Source organism: Psychrobacter immobilis, assembly GCF_904846225.1.
Classification (GTDB): Bacteria; Pseudomonadota; Gammaproteobacteria; order Pseudomonadales; family Moraxellaceae; genus Psychrobacter; species Psychrobacter immobilis_F.
The window spans coordinates 1-17,910 of record NZ_CAJGZJ010000007.1 but is presented as its reverse complement, the minus strand read 5'-3'; the positions used below and the strand labels follow the sequence as shown (position 1 = coordinate 17,910).

Annotated in this window: 14 protein-coding genes and 2 tRNA genes; 7 read left to right on the top strand and 9 right to left on the bottom strand. The window is 42.5% G+C overall.

All coding sequences use genetic code 11. From position 1 onward, the window contains the following. Positions 1-87 precede the first annotated feature (87 nt). The 8 genes from JMX48_RS06770 to rsmH all read right to left on the bottom strand — a co-directional run bounded on the left by JMX48_RS06770 (position 88) and on the right by rsmH (position 10,438). On the bottom strand, positions 88-651 hold the full coding sequence (locus tag JMX48_RS06770; RefSeq protein WP_201535903.1) for a PepSY domain-containing protein: 564 nt from the start codon (positions 649-651) through the stop codon (positions 88-90). A 270-nt stretch (positions 652-921) separates the two neighbouring features. Continuing rightward, positions 922-1,896 (bottom strand): putative RNA methyltransferase, encoded by a 975-nt coding sequence (locus JMX48_RS06765; RefSeq protein WP_201535901.1) that lies wholly within the window; start codon positions 1,894-1,896, stop codon positions 922-924. A 152-nt stretch (positions 1,897-2,048) separates the two neighbouring features. Further along, the gene (mraY, locus tag JMX48_RS06760; protein ID WP_201535898.1) at positions 2,049-3,167 is read right to left on the bottom strand and encodes a phospho-N-acetylmuramoyl-pentapeptide-transferase; all 1,119 of its coding nucleotides are present in this window, start codon (positions 3,165-3,167) and stop codon (positions 2,049-2,051) included. Positions 3,168-3,170: 3 nt separating this feature from the next. Then, complete coding sequence (locus JMX48_RS06755; RefSeq protein WP_201535896.1) at positions 3,171-4,625, bottom strand: UDP-N-acetylmuramoyl-tripeptide--D-alanyl-D-alanine ligase; 1,455 nt, start codon at positions 4,623-4,625, stop codon at positions 3,171-3,173. Positions 4,626-4,707: 82 nt separating this feature from the next. Then, positions 4,708-6,465, bottom strand: coding sequence for a UDP-N-acetylmuramoyl-L-alanyl-D-glutamate--2,6-diaminopimelate ligase (locus JMX48_RS06750; protein WP_201535893.1), 1,758 nt, complete (start codon positions 6,463-6,465; stop codon positions 4,708-4,710). A 69-nt stretch (positions 6,466-6,534) separates the two neighbouring features. Next, positions 6,535-8,640, bottom strand: a complete 2,106-nt coding sequence (locus JMX48_RS06745) for a peptidoglycan D,D-transpeptidase FtsI family protein (protein ID WP_201535890.1) — start codon at positions 8,638-8,640, stop codon at positions 6,535-6,537. Beyond that, the gene (locus JMX48_RS06740; RefSeq protein ID WP_201535887.1) at positions 8,637-9,149 is read right to left on the bottom strand and encodes a cell division protein FtsL; all 513 of its coding nucleotides are present in this window, start codon (positions 9,147-9,149) and stop codon (positions 8,637-8,639) included. The genes JMX48_RS06745 and JMX48_RS06740 overlap by 4 nt, the downstream gene beginning before the upstream one ends. Before the next feature lie 236 nt (positions 9,150-9,385). Continuing rightward, positions 9,386-10,438, bottom strand: a complete 1,053-nt coding sequence (gene rsmH / locus JMX48_RS06735) for a 16S rRNA (cytosine(1402)-N(4))-methyltransferase RsmH (RefSeq protein WP_227687942.1) — start codon at positions 10,436-10,438, stop codon at positions 9,386-9,388. A gap of 365 nt (positions 10,439-10,803) precedes the next feature. On the opposite strand from rsmH, the gene gltX reads away from it, so the two are divergent. The 7 genes from gltX to JMX48_RS06700 all read left to right on the top strand — a co-directional run bounded on the left by gltX (position 10,804) and on the right by JMX48_RS06700 (position 16,397). Next, on the top strand, positions 10,804-12,360 hold the full coding sequence (gene gltX, locus JMX48_RS06730; protein ID WP_201535881.1) for a glutamate--tRNA ligase: 1,557 nt from the start codon (positions 10,804-10,806) through the stop codon (positions 12,358-12,360). Between the two features lie 256 nt (positions 12,361-12,616). Then, positions 12,617-12,841 (top strand): hypothetical protein, encoded by a 225-nt coding sequence (locus tag JMX48_RS14075; RefSeq protein WP_227687937.1) that lies wholly within the window; start codon positions 12,617-12,619, stop codon positions 12,839-12,841. A 122-nt stretch (positions 12,842-12,963) separates the two neighbouring features. After that, a tRNA-Ala gene (locus JMX48_RS06720) sits at positions 12,964-13,039 on the top strand. A 157-nt stretch (positions 13,040-13,196) separates the two neighbouring features. Beyond that, a tRNA-Glu gene (locus JMX48_RS06715) sits at positions 13,197-13,272 on the top strand. A gap of 439 nt (positions 13,273-13,711) precedes the next feature. After that, on the top strand, positions 13,712-14,740 hold the full coding sequence (locus JMX48_RS06710; RefSeq protein ID WP_201535878.1) for a hypothetical protein: 1,029 nt from the start codon (positions 13,712-13,714) through the stop codon (positions 14,738-14,740). A gap of 241 nt (positions 14,741-14,981) precedes the next feature. Further along, a complete protein-coding gene (locus tag JMX48_RS06705; RefSeq protein ID WP_201535875.1) occupies positions 14,982-15,635 on the top strand; it encodes a LysE family translocator in 654 nt (217 codons plus the stop codon). Between the two features lie 231 nt (positions 15,636-15,866). Beyond that, entirely contained in the window at positions 15,867-16,397 is a 531-nt protein-coding gene (locus JMX48_RS06700) for a hypothetical protein (RefSeq protein ID WP_201535873.1), read from the top strand. Between the two features lie 20 nt (positions 16,398-16,417). On the opposite strand, the gene JMX48_RS06695 is transcribed toward JMX48_RS06700, so the two are convergent. Next, a complete protein-coding gene (locus JMX48_RS06695; RefSeq protein ID WP_201535871.1) occupies positions 16,418-17,746 on the bottom strand; it encodes a P-loop NTPase fold protein in 1,329 nt (442 codons plus the stop codon). Between the last annotated feature and the right edge of the window lie 164 nt (positions 17,747-17,910).

The following is a 17,910-nucleotide window of genomic DNA, read 5'->3' as shown; positions in this document are numbered from 1 at the left end:
AGTTTGGGGCTTTTTAATATGTAGAGCTTTTTAATATTTGAGGCTATATGCTGTTAGTGTATTAGTAATTAAATAAGGTATTAGCGATTAATCATCACGATCAACGTCACTCACCTGACTGCGCGTAATCTTACCAGTCATGCTATCAATCACTACTTTATGAACCTGATTGCCTTTACCAACTTCAACTTTGTAGACAGGTTTGCCAAAATCCATATCAAATTCTACTTCAAGCACTTTTCCTTTGAGCGTTTGGTTTGCTTTTTTTATGGCTTGAGACAAACTCACTTTTGCTTGTTTCATGGCCTTATATTCTGCCAAGTCCTCTTTATCTAAACGCTCTGTGTCCCCTTTTGAGACTTTGCCTGTATTGGCATTAACGCTTACTTCTTGCTCATTATTGTTAGTAATGATTTTGATATCGTAATGGCTGTTTTCTATGCGATCTTCTTGGTCAAAGTCTGCACTGATAATATCGCCTTTGACCATTTTATTAGCAAGGTTCAGCGCTTGCTCTAGGCTAACTTTACTTTGCGATACCGCCTCAACCTCATTAATAGCCGCTTGGCTAACGGCAACGGTTGCAAAACTGATACTGACGACACTTAGTGCCATCACAAGAGACTTTTTCAATGTTGATAATTTTTTCATAATAAGATCCTGAAATGCTCCAGTTGTCTGAAGACTATTTATTCATTTAAATGATGTTTAAGCGGACAATCTCAATGAGAGATTAATTTCAAATCGAATAATGACACAGAGTCAATCGTGATGTCTAAGCGATTTATGCTAGCAAAACGTAACTGGCGTAACGCTTATACCATTGAATGCTTTAAATTTTATGAAAACGCGGGGCTGAGCCACCTAATATTTTTGAGGCTGTCAGCCAGGCAAACATGGTTATATTGCGAATAGCCGCTGCTATGATAAATGTGTTGAAGCGTCTTGCAAGTCAGACGTTTTTTGCAAAATATACACCACAAATTTTGCCTCCGTATTAAATTCCTCTTTTTCAACGACTGCCAGTAACGCTTGTCTTTTCTCAATTTTAGCACGATAAGCATAAGGCGTCATAGTCATTAAATCAGCCAAATCATCCGCTGTTAAGGACATCTCGCTACTGACACGATATGTGTTCATCAGCGTAAAATAAGGTGATAATTCTTGCAAAAACTTATCCGAATCATGTTCGCGAACGTTATCAAATAAGGCGTCACGCATGGTCGCTAAATGCCCGATATCAGGTTTGGCAATGAGTAAATAGCTATTATCAGCCAATACCTCAGCAAAAGCTTTTGGCAAAATGGGACTAAAAATACTACTGATACCCGTCATGCTATGGGCGCGTAGCGGCAGATGCGCGGCGCTTGTTACGAGCGGGTAGATGGCGGTTGTCTGGACAGACGGCTCTTTGTTTTGTTGATACCAAAGCCTACCTGCTGCTTTACTCACTTTGGCCAATTCGACCAAGGCAGGCTTACTAATGTCAGCCGCGATTAAGTTATCTATACCACTTGAACCCATTTGTGCCATCGCCTGCGTGTAATATCCCTCACCGCAACCGATATCCAGCCAATTGACAGGCTTATTATTTTGCGCCGCTACTGACTCATCTTGTGCCAGTAACTGCCGCATTTGCTGACTGATTAACCTTTGTAACTTTTCATAATGTCCCGCATGCAAAAACCGCTTTCGCGCCTCAATAGCTGCTTGGCTATCGCCTGGTGCTTTCGATTTTTTTTGTTGTACTGGCAACAGATTGACATAACCTTGCCGCGCTACATCAAAAGGATGTGCGGTCTGTTTAGGGTTTAAGCTGCCATCACAGCGCCACGTATCAGTGGCTGGCTGTAATGGAGACTGGCAAAGTGGGCAAACAAATAAGGACACAGGCATCTCAAGGTTATCGCAATATGGCGAGTATTTTAGCAAAGTTCAGCTGTAGTGAGTAATAAAAGAGGAGCAATAAAAAAGCCACCTCAATCATAAATGAGATGGCTTTTTTATTGATAACATAAATATCAGTTCACTATCAATCAAAACGACTGTTAACGCAGTTTGAGTGTCATTAATCCAAGAATCACAAGAATGATGGCAATAATCCAAAACCTTGCCACCACTTGTGTTTCTTTCCAGCCGATTTCTTCAAAGTGATGATGTAGCGGTGCCATACGAAAAACGCGTTTTTTGCGAAGCTTATAAGAACCCACTTGCAGCATTACTGACAGCGCTTCAGCGACAAACAGACCACCCATAATGGCAAATGCAATCTCTTGTCGTGTCATGACTGCGATTGTACCCAGCATCGCACCCAATGCCAGCGCACCGACATCACCCATAAATACTTGCGCAGGATGGGCGTTAAACCATAAGAAACCCAGTCCTGCACCAATCATCGAGCCACAGACAATCAGGACTTCCGAGTTGTAAGCAATATAAGGCACATGCAAATAATCCGCAAAACGCACGTCACCAGATACATAAGCCATGGCACCCAAACCTGCAGCGACTAATACCACTGGCAAAATAGCCAAACCATCCAAACCATCTGTTAAATTGACAGCGTTGGATGCGCCATTAATCACAAAATACGTAAAGATAATAAAACCAATACCAAAGGGCACTGCGGAGAACGGAATCATCCAGTCCTTGAAAATAGGTAATAACAAATCTTGCATTTCACGCGTGGTCGCGACGTTTGGCTGGATCGTGGCAATATAATACAAAGAAACGCCAACGAATAACGCCCCTATCGATAACCAAAAATACTTTTTGCGGGCAATTAAACCTTTGGGATCTTTATATTTAATCTTGAGCCAATCATCTGCCCAACCTACGGCGCCAAATACAATCATGACAATGAGCAAAATCCACACATAAGGATTATTCAAACGCGCCCAAAGTAGCGTTGATACGCCAATCGCGCTCAAAATCAACACCCCACCCATCGTTGGTGTGCCAGTTTTGACCAAATGCGATTGCGGGCCATCACTACGAATGGCCTGACCATACTTGAGCGTTCGTAGATGCCGAATGACACGCCCGCCAAAAATCATACTGAAAGCAAGGGCGGTAACAACCGCGAGCAACGCTCGGAGCGTCAACGAAGAAACCGCAGAAAACGGGGTATAATACTGACCAAGCCAGCCGAACAACCAAACTAACACCGCCTACTCCTCTACTAGCGCATGAATAAGTGTTTCCATCTGCATGGAACGAGAGCCTTTGAACAACACAGTACAAGTCTGAGACTGCTGCGTCTGCAAATACGGTTGTAAATACTGTAATAAGCTATCTTTATCAGCGAATGCATGAGCATTGATACCAGAGATCTCTTGGGCACCAGCAACGGTATAAGGCGCATATTCACCAACACAAAGCAGTACATCAATGCCCGTGGTCGCGATAGTACGACCCAAGCTCTGATGTTCACTCACTGCGGCCGTACCAAGCTCACCAATATCTCCCAACACCATGATTTGTGTGCCCGTTTGCGCTGCCAATACTTTTGCAGCAGCGCGCACCGAATGCGGGTTGGCGTTATAAGTGTCATCAATCAAGCGGTGCCGACCAAGTAGCTGACTGTTCAAACGACCTTTAGCGGGACGTGCATTTTCTAGCCCAACGACGATGTCAGTCACATCAATATTGAGCGCATACGCACAAGCAGCAGCAGCCAACGCATTATTGACATTATGCTCACCTGCTAGCGGCAACTTGATATCATGAATTTGGTTGCCAATATGCAGCTTAAACTCACTGCGTTCAGGCTCTACATCCAAGTGGCTCGCACTCACGTCTGTATTGCCAAAACCAATCACATGCGAGGTGTGGGTTTCAGCGATACGGCGTAACTGATTGGTAAAATCGTCTTTGTCAGGAACAATGGCAAATTGTGCATCCGTCAAGGTATGATAAATCTCCGCCTTGGTTTGGCAAATACCTTCACGACTACCAAATTCACCCAAATGAGCCGTACCAATATTTAAGATACAAGCCACATCAGGCTCTACAATCTCAGTCGTATAAGCAATCTCACCAATGTGATTGGCACCCAACTCTAAGATGGCATAACGATGATGGTCCGATAGCTCAAGAATCATCATCGGCACACCCAAGTCATTATTTAGATTGCCACGGGTAATCAATGTTGGTGCCAGTCGACCAAAGATGCTACCGAGCATCTCTTTACAAGTGGTCTTACCGCTAGAGCCCGTAATCGCAATCACGGTCAAATCTTTATGCTGTTGACGGCGATAAGCGGCCAATTGCCCAAGCGCCAAACGGGCATCGCTCACGACCAACTGCGGAATACTCGTAGAAATAGGACGAGAAACGATCGCAGCAACTGCGCCTTTCGATGCCGCCAGATTGATATAATCATGGCCATCAAAATTGTCACCACTTAACGCCAAAAAGATATCACCGGTTTTTATGGTGCGCGTATCAGTGGCAATGCGATTACTAATCACCGCGTTTTTTGCTAGCTCTGACTGCTCTTCGCTTGTCTGCGCTTCTGGTAGCTGCCAATGCCCATTCAGTGTCTTTGTCGCTGTGAGCAAATTATCTACTTGCCACACATACAGCCCTTGAGACTGGGTGGCGTTATCGTTGTCCGCTGTCATAATAATTACCTTATATGATGACTACTTATTTCTTATATTTAGAGGTTTTGGGAAAATAAAAACGGCTTATAACCGCTATTATTTATACTCGTCCCGCTTGCTTGAGGGCGTTTTGTAAGATAACACTGTCATCAAAATCATAACGTATATGGTTAATTTCCTGATAAGTCTCATGTCCTTTGCCAGCGATAACGACGATGTCATCGGCCGCTGCTTGATTGACAGCGTACTCAATAGCGCGTTGGCGCGCAGGTTCTATATGAGTGCGCTGATATTGCTCAGCACTCATGCCCGCTTGCATATCCTGCAAAATCATATTGGGATCTTCGGTACGAGGGTTGTCCGCTGTTAATACGACTTGGTCTGCACCCGCCAAACCTGCTTGTGCCATCAACGGACGCTTGCCAGCATCACGGTCACCGCCGCAACCAAATACCGCCCATAACTGACCCTTACAATGGGTTTTGAGACTGGCCAGCACCTGACTTAAAGCATCAGGCGTGTGAGCATAATCAACGATAAAACAACCATCGTTAGAGGGCACGCGCTGCATACGCCCAACAGCGCCTTGTAGCTCTGGAACAACGGCGGCAATCTGCTCAATATCGTGGTCAATGTCAGAGCCAAGTGCGACAGAAGCCGCCATCGCCGCGAGCAAATTCGCCACGTTAAAGCGTCCCAATAATGGACTGATGATATTGATGGTGCCACTTTTCTTTTCAGCGACGTCTGTATGACCAAAATCCGTACTACTAAAGTCATAACGCAGAGCAATCTCGACATCTTGTAAGCTTGGTTTGATGTCAGCGGCGACGAAGGTCGCCGTCTTGGATGCGTCTAAACTGTATGTCCATACGGTTAAATCACTGCCGTGCGCCATATCCAGCATAACTTGTGCATATTCGTCGTCGATATTAATAATAGCGTGGGTCAAATCTGGAAAATGTGCTTTATCAAACAGTTTGGCTTTGGCCGCCGCGTACTCTGCCATATCGGCATGATAATCTAAATGATCACGGCTCAAGTTGGTATAAATCGCAACCGACACTGGCATGCCCTGCAAACGCTGCTGATACAAACCGTGCGAACTCGCCTCTAGAGCTAACAGCTCAGCGCCATCAAAACCCATTTGATATAAAAACTGCTGTACAGCTAACGCGTCGCCCGTGGTGTGGCTGGCTTGAACCAAAGCACCAAGCTTGCCATTGCCTGCTGTACCCATCACAGCACTGCTCATTCCAGTTAATTGCGTTAATTGCGCAACCAATTGACTGATGGTGGTTTTGCCATTGGTGCCTGTCACTGCCACGACCGTTGGCAATTTCGCTGGCTGCTGATATTGCAGGCGCGCTTGGCATAAATCACCTAAAAAATCACGGATATTGGGTACATATAAGATGGGACAAGACAATGCGGAGAGTTGCTGCTGAGCGAAAGACTGCGGACTGTCAGTACTAGTAATATTGGTATGAGATGGCGCATCAGCCGTTGTGAGCAAAGCCACAGGATCGATTTCTGATAGGATAAAAGCTGCATGGTTAGCCGCTTGATAAAGATAGTCTCGGCTTTTTTGACAGTCGGATGTTTGGCTTTTTAATAAAACAAATACGTCGTTTGTCGCTAACTGACGACTGTCCAAACAGAACTGATGAAACGGGATATTGGCAACCGAATTTATTTGACTTGACTCAAAATCAGCATCAGCTGATGCGTTCTGACTATACGCCGTGATCATCGCTGTTAATGCTTGCTGTAGACTATGTCTATTACTGCCACTGGCCTCCATCAGCTGTTGCAAAGTGACAGTAACGCGGCTTAGCGATGAGGGTGACATGGTCATTAGCAAATCCTAAACAGTTAAACAAATCAAATAGTGAATGGCTATAAACTTAAAAACTGATATCAATGGCTACTGGGCTTCGGTTTTCAACGGTTTATCCAAAGGCACATTATACAGACGTAGCGCCTCTTTCATGACGTTGTGAAAGACAGGTGCTACCGTTAAACCAGCATACATTTGACCACGTGGGTCTTCGATTAGCATTACACCAACCAGCCTTGGATTTGAGGCAGGTGCCATACCAGCAAAAACGTTACGGTACTGGTCAGAATAGTAGCCACCCTTTGGATTGATACGGCGCGACGTTCCTGTTTTACCAGCGACGCGATAACCATCGATAGCAGCGGCTTTAGCCGTACCACCTGCTTCGGTGACACCTTCCAGCATTTGAACGATAGACATCGCTTGCTCATGTGCCATGATACGCTTGCTTGGCTTCGTTTTGTCACCTTTAATGAGCGTTAACGGATGCATGACACCGCCTGCTGCCAGCGCTGAATAAGCCTGCGCTATTTGTGCGAGGGTCACTTGTAGGCCATAGCCATAACTGACCGTCGCACGTCTTGCGGTCTCTTTTTCTTTTGGCGTGACAATCAGTCCACTACCTTCCCCTGGGAACTGTAACGGTGTTTTTTTGCCAAAGCCAAACTGTCTTTGCATATTGGTAATCGCGTCAGGTGGTAGCGATAGCGCAATCTTGGTTGAAGCCACGTTACTCGATTTCTGTAACAATGTCGCCAAGTTAATCCGTCCTAGATTGTTATGGTCACGGATGGTATAACCACGAACGCGGATAGAGCCGGGACTGGTATCAATCAAAGAAGTGGGCGTATACTTACCTGAATCTAAGGCCGTGGCAACGGTAAATGGTTTCATCACTGAACCCGGTTCAAACACATCAAGAAGCGCACGGTTACGCTGATTTTCGCCAGTCATCTCATTCAAGTTATTGGAATTAAATGACGGCCATGTCGATAAAGCTAGCACCTCACCAGTTTGCACATCGACGATCATACCCGTAGACCAACGCGCTTTTTGCAAACGTCCGGCTTTTTCTAGCTCTTTATAAAGCAAATACTGCAAACGCGAATCAATGGTCAACGCCACATCTTTGCCCGCAATCTCAGGTTCAATTTGCTTAATTTCTTTGAGGCTATTTTGCTTGGCATCTTTAAGTACCAAAACCTTACCATCATCGCCCGCCAACTCTTTGTCATACTGACGTTCGATACCAGCACGCCCCTCGTAGCCGCCTTCGGGATCGACAGAACTTTGTCCCATAAAGCCCAATAACTGCGAGTTTGGTTGCGGCTGCGGATAATAACGCTGAAAGAAGTTTTTCTCGTAAACGCCCGGAAAATCAAGCGAGCTGACACTTTGAGCAATCTCTGGTGTTACTTTGTTTAAAAGTGGCAAATAATGCGAGCCTGCACCCTTTGGTAAGGCCGCTTTGACCGCCTCTTCATTAGTGACATCGACACTAGGATCGATAGCGGTTACTTTTTTTAGCTCATCGACCGGAATATTGGCCGCCGCCGCCAGCTGTGTTAAGTCCATATTGTCCAAACGCTTTTGCATACGCGCGACCAATTGTGGACTATCAGGATTGGTAATGATAATACGCTTAAGCTCGTAATACTCACGTGCATAATCATGCGGACTAAAAGTAACCGTCGCCAGTGGCGCACTGACAGCCAGTGGCAAATCATTGCGATCGGTAATCATGCCACGATAGGATTTCTGCGTGCGCACGCTGGTGATAAGCTCATCGCCTTTGTCTCGATAAAACTGAGAGTTAGCGACCTGTAAATAGTAAGCACGTGCTATAAGCAAGCCCAATACAACCAGCGCAATGACCCAAATCAGACGAAAGCGATTTTTGTCCTGCTCAAAGCCGCCACGAGATGACGCACCAGACGCTTTGCCCAAAAACCCTCTTTTACTTTTTGCATTTTTGGCACTGGTATCAGCGCCCTGTTCTTCGCTCTTTTTTAGGCGACTAAATAACTTGGCCTTGCGGCTATCGGTTGCGTTATTGCCCGATTTGCTGCTCGTTTGTCCAGATTTTGCGACACTGGCACGGCGCAAAGGTTTTGTTACCTTGCCACTGGCTGGTTTTTTACTCGGGTTTTTGGCGGGCTTATCGCTATTGGCGTTGGATTTTTTATCGCTCATTGTCCTGCCTCCGATAAGTCGGAATCGGCGGTAGAAGAGGCATTACTATCAGCATCTGCTTCATAAACGTCTGTTTCGATAATATCTGAATCATTGGCAGCAACAGCATCTGAGCCACTAGTAGCAATAGGTGCTACTACTCCGGCCACTCCCGGCTGGATAATCAGCTTGTCTTCTAGGGTTGGCGAAAACATACCCAATTCAGCAACGGCACGACTGGCAATTTGCGGCGTGGCACTAAACGTCTGCTGCTCAATTAACAAACGCTGGTGTTCAATTTGTAACTTACGCTCTTGTTTTTTCATGTCTTGCAAGGCTTTATAATCCTGATGATATTGCTGAACGCTTTCGGCAGTTTTGATACCACTCCATACAATAGCTGCGGCCAATAACAATAATACGGCCACATAAATACTGACCACATTAAATCGGCGCACAAATAGTTCGCCAACATCAGCATTATGGGGCATTGCGGCACGGCGGTTTGCAGGTTTATCAGATATTGCCATCACGATCTCAAAAAAGTGAACTTCAAAATATAAAAAACGACAACGGTTTATGAGTGATGAAAATCTCATCAGCCAGCAGCATTATCGATAAGAATAAAACCAAACACAGAAGTAATTGCCGAGCCTAGCAGATAATATTTACAGCTTTTTAACAGTAGCGTAATCATTAAAACATTTGGTCGCATCTAATCAACAGAAGACTGACCCAATATTAACTCTATCAACTCATGTGTGGCTCATTGCCCAACGTTGGGTAGATAATCACAATCAGTACGTGTCGCACTACGCAGCCACGCACTACGCGAGCGTGGGTTGTGGCTCGTTTCAGCTTTACTTGGGCCAACACGTTTAGGCTTACTAAAGTAGCGCGGACGCTTCGGCGGCATCGGCAAATTCTCATCTTCTGGATATTGCCCTTTACTATGACGCTGCAAAAACTGTTTGATACGGCGATCTTCTAACGAGTGAAAGCTAATCACCGCCAGCTGTCCACCTGATTTTAGAATCGGGATACTTTGTTCTAAAAAGTCATCAACATCGCCAAGCTCATTGTTAATAAAAATACGCATGGCCTGAAAGCTTTGCGTCGCTGGATGTTTGCCGCGCTGCCAATTAGGATGGGCCACTTTAATCACTTCCGCCAGCTCAAGCGTGGACTCAAAACTGTCCATCTGCTTGATAGCGCGCGCAATACGGCGACTGTGACGCTCTTCACCAAATTCATAAAGCACATTGGCCAAGGTTTCATCATCGACTTTGGCAAGCCATTCGGCAACCGACTGACCGCGACTGGTATCCATACGCATATCAACCGCCCCATCACGCATGAAGCTAAAACCACGACTGCCATCATCAATCTGTGGTGACGAAATACCTAGATCTGCCATTAAACCATCAATTTGAGTGATGCCAAGCGCTGCTAGACTGGTCGTCAACGTCGCAAAACTATCATGAATCACTTTTACACGACTATCACTATTTGCCAATTCGTGCGCTACGGTAATGGCCGTCGGGTCTTTGTCAAAGACAATCAGCTGCGCATCATCAGCCAGCTGACTTAACAATAAACGACTGTGACCGCCGCGACCAAAAGTCGCATCCACATAAATGCCGCTCATTTGTAAGCTATTTTGCTCTTTCGATGCGTCTTTTTTATTTGGCAAGGATTTGACGCCCAACACCGCTGCGACTGTTTCTGGCAAGAGAACGGCATCATGTACGAAGCTCAATGCATCAGACGTGGCGAGGTCTTGAACAGCACTGCTTTCTACAGAAGACGAACTCGTCAATGACTCAACATTATCAGTGGTTGAAGAAGAATTTGGCTTGGATTTTGGCTTGGATTTTGATAGTGACACAAATAACTCAGTAGATGACGACCATTTTGGCCAGTAATAGTAAAAAATCAGATAAAAATAAACAAGTTATGATTTGCCTAGCCGTATTATCGCAAGGATACACGGGTAGTCAAGCACTAGAAGGGCTTTTCATTAAAAATATCACATCTCTCTGTTATACTAGCGCTATATTTTACGCTATTTTTCAAATTTGACTTCTATTGTTTCACTCGTATTTTTAGTTATATTTTTCATTCGTATTTTTTATGGCTATTTTTTGCTGTCATTTTCATTCACCACCATATTCTGAGATTTCTATGATACAAACCTCGACCCAATCATCGACGAACCCTACGACGCCTGCTAGTAGCAATCGACCTGTCCGCACTCGCATTGCGCCATCGCCTACTGGCTTTCCTCATGTAGGAACGGCTTATATTGCCCTATTTAACCTAGCATTTGCTAAGGCCCACGGCGGCGAATTTATTTTGCGTATTGAAGACACTGACCAAACTCGCTCCACTGAGCAATCTGAAAAAATGATTTTGGATGCGCTGCGTTGGGTGGGTCTTGATTGGAGCGAGGGCCCAGATGTTGGCGGCCCGCACGCGCCTTATCGTCAAAGCGAGCGTAGTGATATTTATAAAAAACACGCTGAGCAACTGATCGATAGCGATCATGCGTTCCGCTGTTTTTGTACCAGCGAAGAGCTGGATGCTATGCGTGCTGAGCAAATGGCAAACGGTGAAACCCCGCGCTACGACGGTCGCTGCGCGCATTTAGCCCCAGAGACAACCGCACAATTGGTCGCTGAGGGCAAACCCCATGTGATTCGTATGCGTGTACCCACCGAAGGCGTCTGTCAGGTACAGGACATGCTACGCGGTACCGTTGAGATTCCTTGGACACAAGTCGATATGCAAGTGCTGCTAAAAACTGATGGCATGCCAACGTATCATTTAGCCAACGTCGTCGATGACCACTTGATGGACATCAGTCACGTCATGCGCGGTGAAGAATGGTTGAACTCTGCGCCCAAACATCAGCTGCTGTATGACTACTTCGGTTGGGAGATGCCAGTCCTGTGCCACATGCCGCTACTGCGTAATCCTGACAAATCAAAGTTGTCTAAACGTAAAAATCCAACGTCTATCACCTACTACCGTGATGCAGGCGTATTGCCTGAAGCCCTGCTCAACTATCTTGGTCGTATGGGCTACTCAATGCCTAGTGACGCCGAAAAGTTCACGTTAGAAGAGATGATCGCGAGCTTCGATATTCAACGTGTGTCGCTCGGCGGCCCTATCTTTGACATCGAAAAACTCAATTGGCTCAATGCCGAATGGCTACGCGCCCTCACGCCTGAAGAGCTAAAAAATAAAATTCTAGACTGGGCAAGTAATAGCGACAAGTTAACGGCTATCGCAGCCGCGATTCAGCCACGTATCGAGCTATTGTCTGATGCGGTTAATTGGGGCGGCTTTTATTTCCAGAACCTGCCTGATATCACTGCTGAAAGCTTTACCCATAAATCATTGATGCCTGAACAAATCATCGAAATGCTTCAGCTGTCATTATGGCAACTAGAAGTATTGCCTACATGGTCAGAAGAAAACATCTACGCCACCCTAAAAGGTCTTGCAGCGCATCTTGATATCAAAATGCGTGACTTTATGGCACCGTTCTTTATCGCTATCGCTGGTAGCACTTCATCGACACCAGTCATGAACTCTATGGAGATTATCGGTGCTGATATGACGCTAACACGCTTGCGTCATGCGGTTGATGTATTGGGCGGTCTTGGCAAAAAGAAACTCAAAAAACTTGAAAAACAAGCGGCAGAATTGCCGGATTTTTTAGCGGCTTCTGAATAGTCCATTAGTAAAGAGTTTATGATGTAAAAAAGGGTCAGGCTATTACTGATCCTTTTTTTATTGTTCATAAGTGTTACTACTTTTATTTTATCTAACGTCTCAATGGGAAACAAATATGGCAGGCAAAACCGTCACAATAGAAAGCAAAGATTATGTTTTTTCGACGTTAAAAGAAGCGTAAAAATACTATGATGCAGTCGTAAAAGAGCTTTATGACGCAAAACTTATCCTGTCAACAGGTCAAGACTTCGAAGATTTGAAATGGATATATAAAACACATTTAAGTTATACAAAGCAGAATTTAGATCAAATAAATGAGTCTGACATTGTTGGCTTTAAAGGCATAAAAACCGTACGCCAAAATGGCGGTCAATACATTCCTACTGAATGTTGCGCGGTTGTCTTTGCGGATAGTACGGAAGCAGAGTTTTTTACGGACAAAGCGATTAAAGATATCTCCATCAAGCAAAATCCACGTTAAGTCGCACTTATAACCTCAATAAAACCGCTTTGAACAGATTTTTTTGCTTATTTATGAATTATTTTTAAAATAGCGGTTGACAAGACTGCTGCTCTTACATAAAATACGCACACTCTTAGCGAGGGGCTATAGCTCAGTTGGTAGAGCACTTGCATGGCATGCAAGGGGTCAACGGTTCGACTCCGTTTAGCTCCACCATACTATTTATTGCAAAGCTCAGTTTACTGAAACTTTAACATAAATACTCGCTAGTAGGACGATATCAGCACCTAGGCAAGGCTTGCTCTATTATTAATAGATAAGCGCTCTGATATTGTGAGGTACCGTTATAACCATTGGTTATGACAATCTATGCGTCCCCATCGTCTAGAGGCCTAGGACACTGCCCTTTCACGGCGGTAACGGGGGTTCGAATCCCCCTGGGGACGCCACTATTCGGCGTCACTTATTAGCCCTTTTGCTCAGCATGAGATAAGACTAATAAGCGAACAATAAAAAAGCTCAGTCATCATACGGTGACTGGGCTTTTTTATGTCTGTTAGTTCTCTATTTCATTATCTTAAGCTCTCGCTATAAACAATTACCTATTGCTTATCTCCGAAAATCCTTAGTAATATTAATAGTTTAGCCTAATTATTTTACAGTTGATTACATATTCCTGATTTTGTCACTCGGATTAACACTCCTATACAGAATCATCGTATTTTTCTACTCAATAGCATTATGAATGCGATGTCCTTTTCCTTACTATGTCCTTATATTCACTGTCGACAATATACAGTGAGCGTAAATTCTCATGTCAACACTGTCATGGTGATAGTAAAAATTATACGTTTTCATAAAACTATTGAAATTTGAAAAGGAATGCTTATGTTATCTACTTATAATCCCCAGCGCCGTCCCTCTTGGAGTGGTGTGCTCGCAGGTCTTGTAATGGGGCTGATCGTAGTTATGGCAATGATTGCGCTTGCCTTGGTACTCAGCTCATTTCTGCCTTTTGACTTGAAGGGAACCAGCATTGGCGCTGGTATTTATACCGCCATTACGGCGATTGTCAGTGCTTTTGTCGCAGGCTATTTTGCGATTAAATTTTCGGCACCTGAAGCTCTGTTTGGTGATGGTACAGACATTGATCCAAAAGATGCTACGCTCACGGGTATGCTGACTGCTGCGTTAATCGTATTGTTAACGACGTTTTTTACGTTAAGCAGTGCGACTGGTATTTTAGCCACAGCAGGTAAAGCTGCAGGCTCTACTGTCAGTACAGTAGCTAAAACAGCGGGTGCTGGTGCAGCTGCTGTTGGTTCAGCCTCAGAAAATGATGGCTTACAACAAAAAGCGAAAGAAATTTATCAGAGCGTATCAGGCGATATTACCGAAGAAAATATCCAAATGATGATGGCAAAAAATACAGAAGATCTAAATGAGCAACAAATCGCTGCTACCAGTCGTGTGATTAAAGACATGCTTAGCAGTACTAAAACTGAAGTTGCTGACATGGACTTCACTGATATCAACACATGGCGCAATATTGATGACTATACCAAACAGCGTATGGCATCTATTGAAGAGACGTTAGCAGGTCCTGAGCTAATCACTCGTCTGCAACAAGAAGGGCTAACAGAAGCTCAAGCCATCGAAGTTCGTACAGAAGTTGAACAGTCATTTGACGAATATAAAGCAAAAACAGAACAAGCGATTGCAGAGTCAAAACAGCTTGCTGAAGAGAAACTCCAACAAGCTGAAGATATTGCACGTAAAGCAGCTTTGTATACTGGTCTGTTTTGGTTAATCAGTGCCTTGTTAACCTTTATCGCTAGTATTGCTGGTGCTAAAAGTGCAGCAGCAAAGTACCGTTTAGACAAGCCGCTTGTCACACGAAGTGATAATGTGCGCTAAGACAGCAAAAGAAAAATTGGTAAAATACTGACGTTGAATAAAGAAAAGCCCAGCCATCATATGGTGACTGGGCTTTTTTATGTCTGTTACTTTTTAACTCTGTTTATACCGCTTCATCGCTATTGGACTTATTGCCAATCCATTTAATACTCGCTAATATCAATATTATGGGAAATCTCATAACCTGTACTCACATACTACAAATGATGAGTTTTAGCGCTATTAAAAGAGGTGGTTGATTATGTTCGGTATTGAAAATTATCTGGGATTTGTCTTCGCTGCTATTTTACTCAACCTCACACCAGGCTCGGATACCATGTACATTATTACTCGTAGTATCTCACAAGGGCAAACAGCAGGGCTTTATTCTGTTTTGGGTATCACCTCGGGTAGTTTAATTCATACTTTATTGGCATCGCTAGGATTATCAGTATTGCTCGCCAGCTCCCCTATCGCATTTATGATCGTCAAATATATTGGTGCTGCTTACTTGTGTTATTTAGGCTTTAAAATGCTAACGAGCAAAAACTCGAACTCAATCGCAAACCGTTTATCCAAAGGTCAGGGCGTCTCTAGCCAAAAGGATGTCGATGGCTGGCAAATCTATAAGCAAGGAGTGTTGACCAATGTATTCAATCCAAAATTTGCCCTATTCTTCCTCGCATTCTTTCCACAATTTATTGACGCTAGCTACGCTTACGGCATGCTCTCATTTTTAATATTGGGATTAACCTTTGCCACTACGGGCTTGATATGGTGCTCGTGTTTGGCATTATTGGCATCAAAATTCAGTGCCAGCCTACGAGAGAACCCATCTGTTGAAATAATATTAAACAAAATCAGCGGCGTGGTATTTATGGGACTGGGCGTTAAGTTGTTGACTGAGAAGGTTTGACTAAATTGTAATGCTCTACATATTAGTAGACTCAAACATTAAATTTTGCTACTTTAATATAGCTTAACAGAATACTATTAGCTCATTAACAACTCAAACTTAACTTATAGCTAAATATAAATTGTGACCATAAAACATATATCATTAAATTTCGATAAACAAAATATAAAGAGGTTTACGAGAAACTGTAAATTAATATCAATTATAGCTTTAACACTATAAAGGTTTTATATGTCGTACAAGTCAGAATGGTTAAGCACACTTGCAAACCTTAATGCTAGCATCAAACTATATAATATGTCTCAGAACAATAGAAGCTCTGAAACACTTCGAAAATCTATAAGCGACTTTACAACCTTTGTAAATGGCCACTTACCTTTACTGAAAAAACATTCCTATAATATTGATGTTATTAAAAGTTTTAACTTAAACTTATCTAACCAGAATACTTCAAATAGCTCATTGAGTGAAATGCAAGAGTTTACCGACACTCTGGAAACAGCAATTATGAACATTAAGGAAAATAGCAGTATGAATATTAAGATCGGAAGCATTACAGGTGGAAATCAACAACTTGGTAACGATAATACTCAGAATAATAATGATATTAACATCGACTTGAAAACCCTCATAAATCAGATTGAGGAAAGTAATGATGCAGAAGCTAAAAGTAGATTAAGAGACTTACTTAATAACAGTACAGTAGCTTCAATTATAGGTGCTTCTGTCCCTGCTCTAATGCAGCTAGTCCAGAATCTATAATACATTTTGATTTATCTAGATCAATAACTTTCGAATGACTCCAAACTAGCCAAAGTATTTTTAAGCACTAAGTTCTCTTCTCTTGATAATTTGAATACCCTAAAGAAATCAATTTCTCTTTGCTCATGAGTATTTTGAAAATACTCAAAATTCTGAAAACAAAGCTCAATGTATAATTTTAGACTAGTAACTACGTCACTATGATCTTTAGAATATAAGCTGCCTAGTTCATTATTCATATCCTTCATGGACACACTATTCGTTCTTATTTTCTGGATCAGCTCATTATTTGCAACTTTAAGAATACTTACAAAGATATATAAACATGCTTTTTGAAACTCGATGCCAAAATTTATATCTTGTGAGTCAATGAACATCTTAAAAGTGTAAAGAGCCTTATTTATTTGTCGGTGTGATAGATCGTAATAATTAGATAATATTGCAAATAGACGAAAAACATAAGGTGAGCTATCAAATTCCCTGAATTTCAAAAAATTTATTTGATTGCGAAGATAATCACCTGTACTTCTGTCTAATGAAAAATTGGCCTTTGGTAATCTTGTAGGATAATCTATAAATTTTTGAAGGTAAGTATGAGCATCAAGATTTGAACCATAAACTTTTTTTATTGACTCTTCTAGTTGCTCATGATGCATTGATAAGACAAAAACCACATTATCTACGAGAAATAAATGCTTTATTTTTTCCAACACTTCTACAGCATAGTTAGGTTTGCACCTATCAAGCTCGTCAATTATGATTATTAATGGCAAATTCTTAGATGATGTGCTTGAAGCAAGTATAGATAGTGATTTTTTAAAGCTTGTAAAAACTTCTTTATGATTGATAGCCTGATTAAATGCATTGTTTAGTAAATAGTTTAAATTATCTTCAATATCATCAGCAACTGTGTTTTTATTAACTTCATCTGGCTTATCGAAGAGTTGTGACTCAAGTATTATAGGTGAAGTATTCATCTTGATAGATTGTAAGTGGCTGAAAACACTTTTTGATTCTTCAAGATAATTTGTTGACAATGCAAGATCTTTATTTTTAGCAAAGTTGTATATTTCTATCGCAATAGATAAAAATACATTTTCCATGTAATCATATTCGAAAGCATCAAAATAAATACAGTTAATACCTGCATTCTCCATTTGCTTTTGCCACATCTTAACAAATGTGGTCTTCCCTTCTCCCCATTGGGCACTGAGTCCAATTACAAAGCTCTCTTCACTATTATTTTTAATAATATTAGTCAACTGATTGCTAAATTCTTGCCGTTTCAACCAATCATTTTTGAATGGATTTGTTTCGTCGATTTCTGTGTTGTGATTTTTAAACTTCATACTTATCCCTTTATTCATATATTTCGAAAATCTAATGAACATTTATTTATTAGTTTAGCCAGTTTTAAAAAAAAAGCTACTCGTAGTTATAGTCAGTCTTTTATAAATAAGATACAATGCTTTTAAAATAAGCGAAGTAGCAGAAGAATCCATGACCTATTCAG

Excerpts from the sequence above, each read along its gene's own strand:
- JMX48_RS06770 (WP_201535903.1), bottom strand. The coding sequence starts at position 651 with ATGAAAAAATTATCAACATTGAAAAAGTCTCTTGTGATGGCACTAAGT.
- JMX48_RS06765 (WP_201535901.1), bottom strand. The coding sequence starts at position 1,896 with ATGCCTGTGTCCTTATTTGTTTGCCCACTTTGCCAGTCTCCATTACAG.
- JMX48_RS06755 (WP_201535896.1), bottom strand. The coding sequence starts at position 4,625 with ATGACAGCGGACAACGATAACGCCACCCAGTCTCAAGGGCTGTATGTG.
- JMX48_RS06750 (WP_201535893.1), bottom strand. The coding sequence starts at position 6,465 with ATGACCATGTCACCCTCATCGCTAAGCCGCGTTACTGTCACTTTGCAA.
- JMX48_RS06745 (WP_201535890.1), bottom strand. The coding sequence starts at position 8,640 with ATGAGCGATAAAAAATCCAACGCCAATAGCGATAAGCCCGCCAAAAAC.
- JMX48_RS06740 (WP_201535887.1), bottom strand. The coding sequence starts at position 9,149 with ATGGCAATATCTGATAAACCTGCAAACCGCCGTGCCGCAATGCCCCAT.
- gltX (WP_201535881.1), top strand. The coding sequence starts at position 10,804 with ATGATACAAACCTCGACCCAATCATCGACGAACCCTACGACGCCTGCT.
- JMX48_RS06710 (WP_201535878.1), top strand. The coding sequence starts at position 13,712 with ATGTTATCTACTTATAATCCCCAGCGCCGTCCCTCTTGGAGTGGTGTG.
- JMX48_RS06705 (WP_201535875.1), top strand. The coding sequence starts at position 14,982 with ATGTTCGGTATTGAAAATTATCTGGGATTTGTCTTCGCTGCTATTTTA.
- JMX48_RS06700 (WP_201535873.1), top strand. The coding sequence starts at position 15,867 with ATGTCGTACAAGTCAGAATGGTTAAGCACACTTGCAAACCTTAATGCT.
- JMX48_RS06695 (WP_201535871.1), bottom strand. The coding sequence starts at position 17,746 with ATGAAGTTTAAAAATCACAACACAGAAATCGACGAAACAAATCCATTC.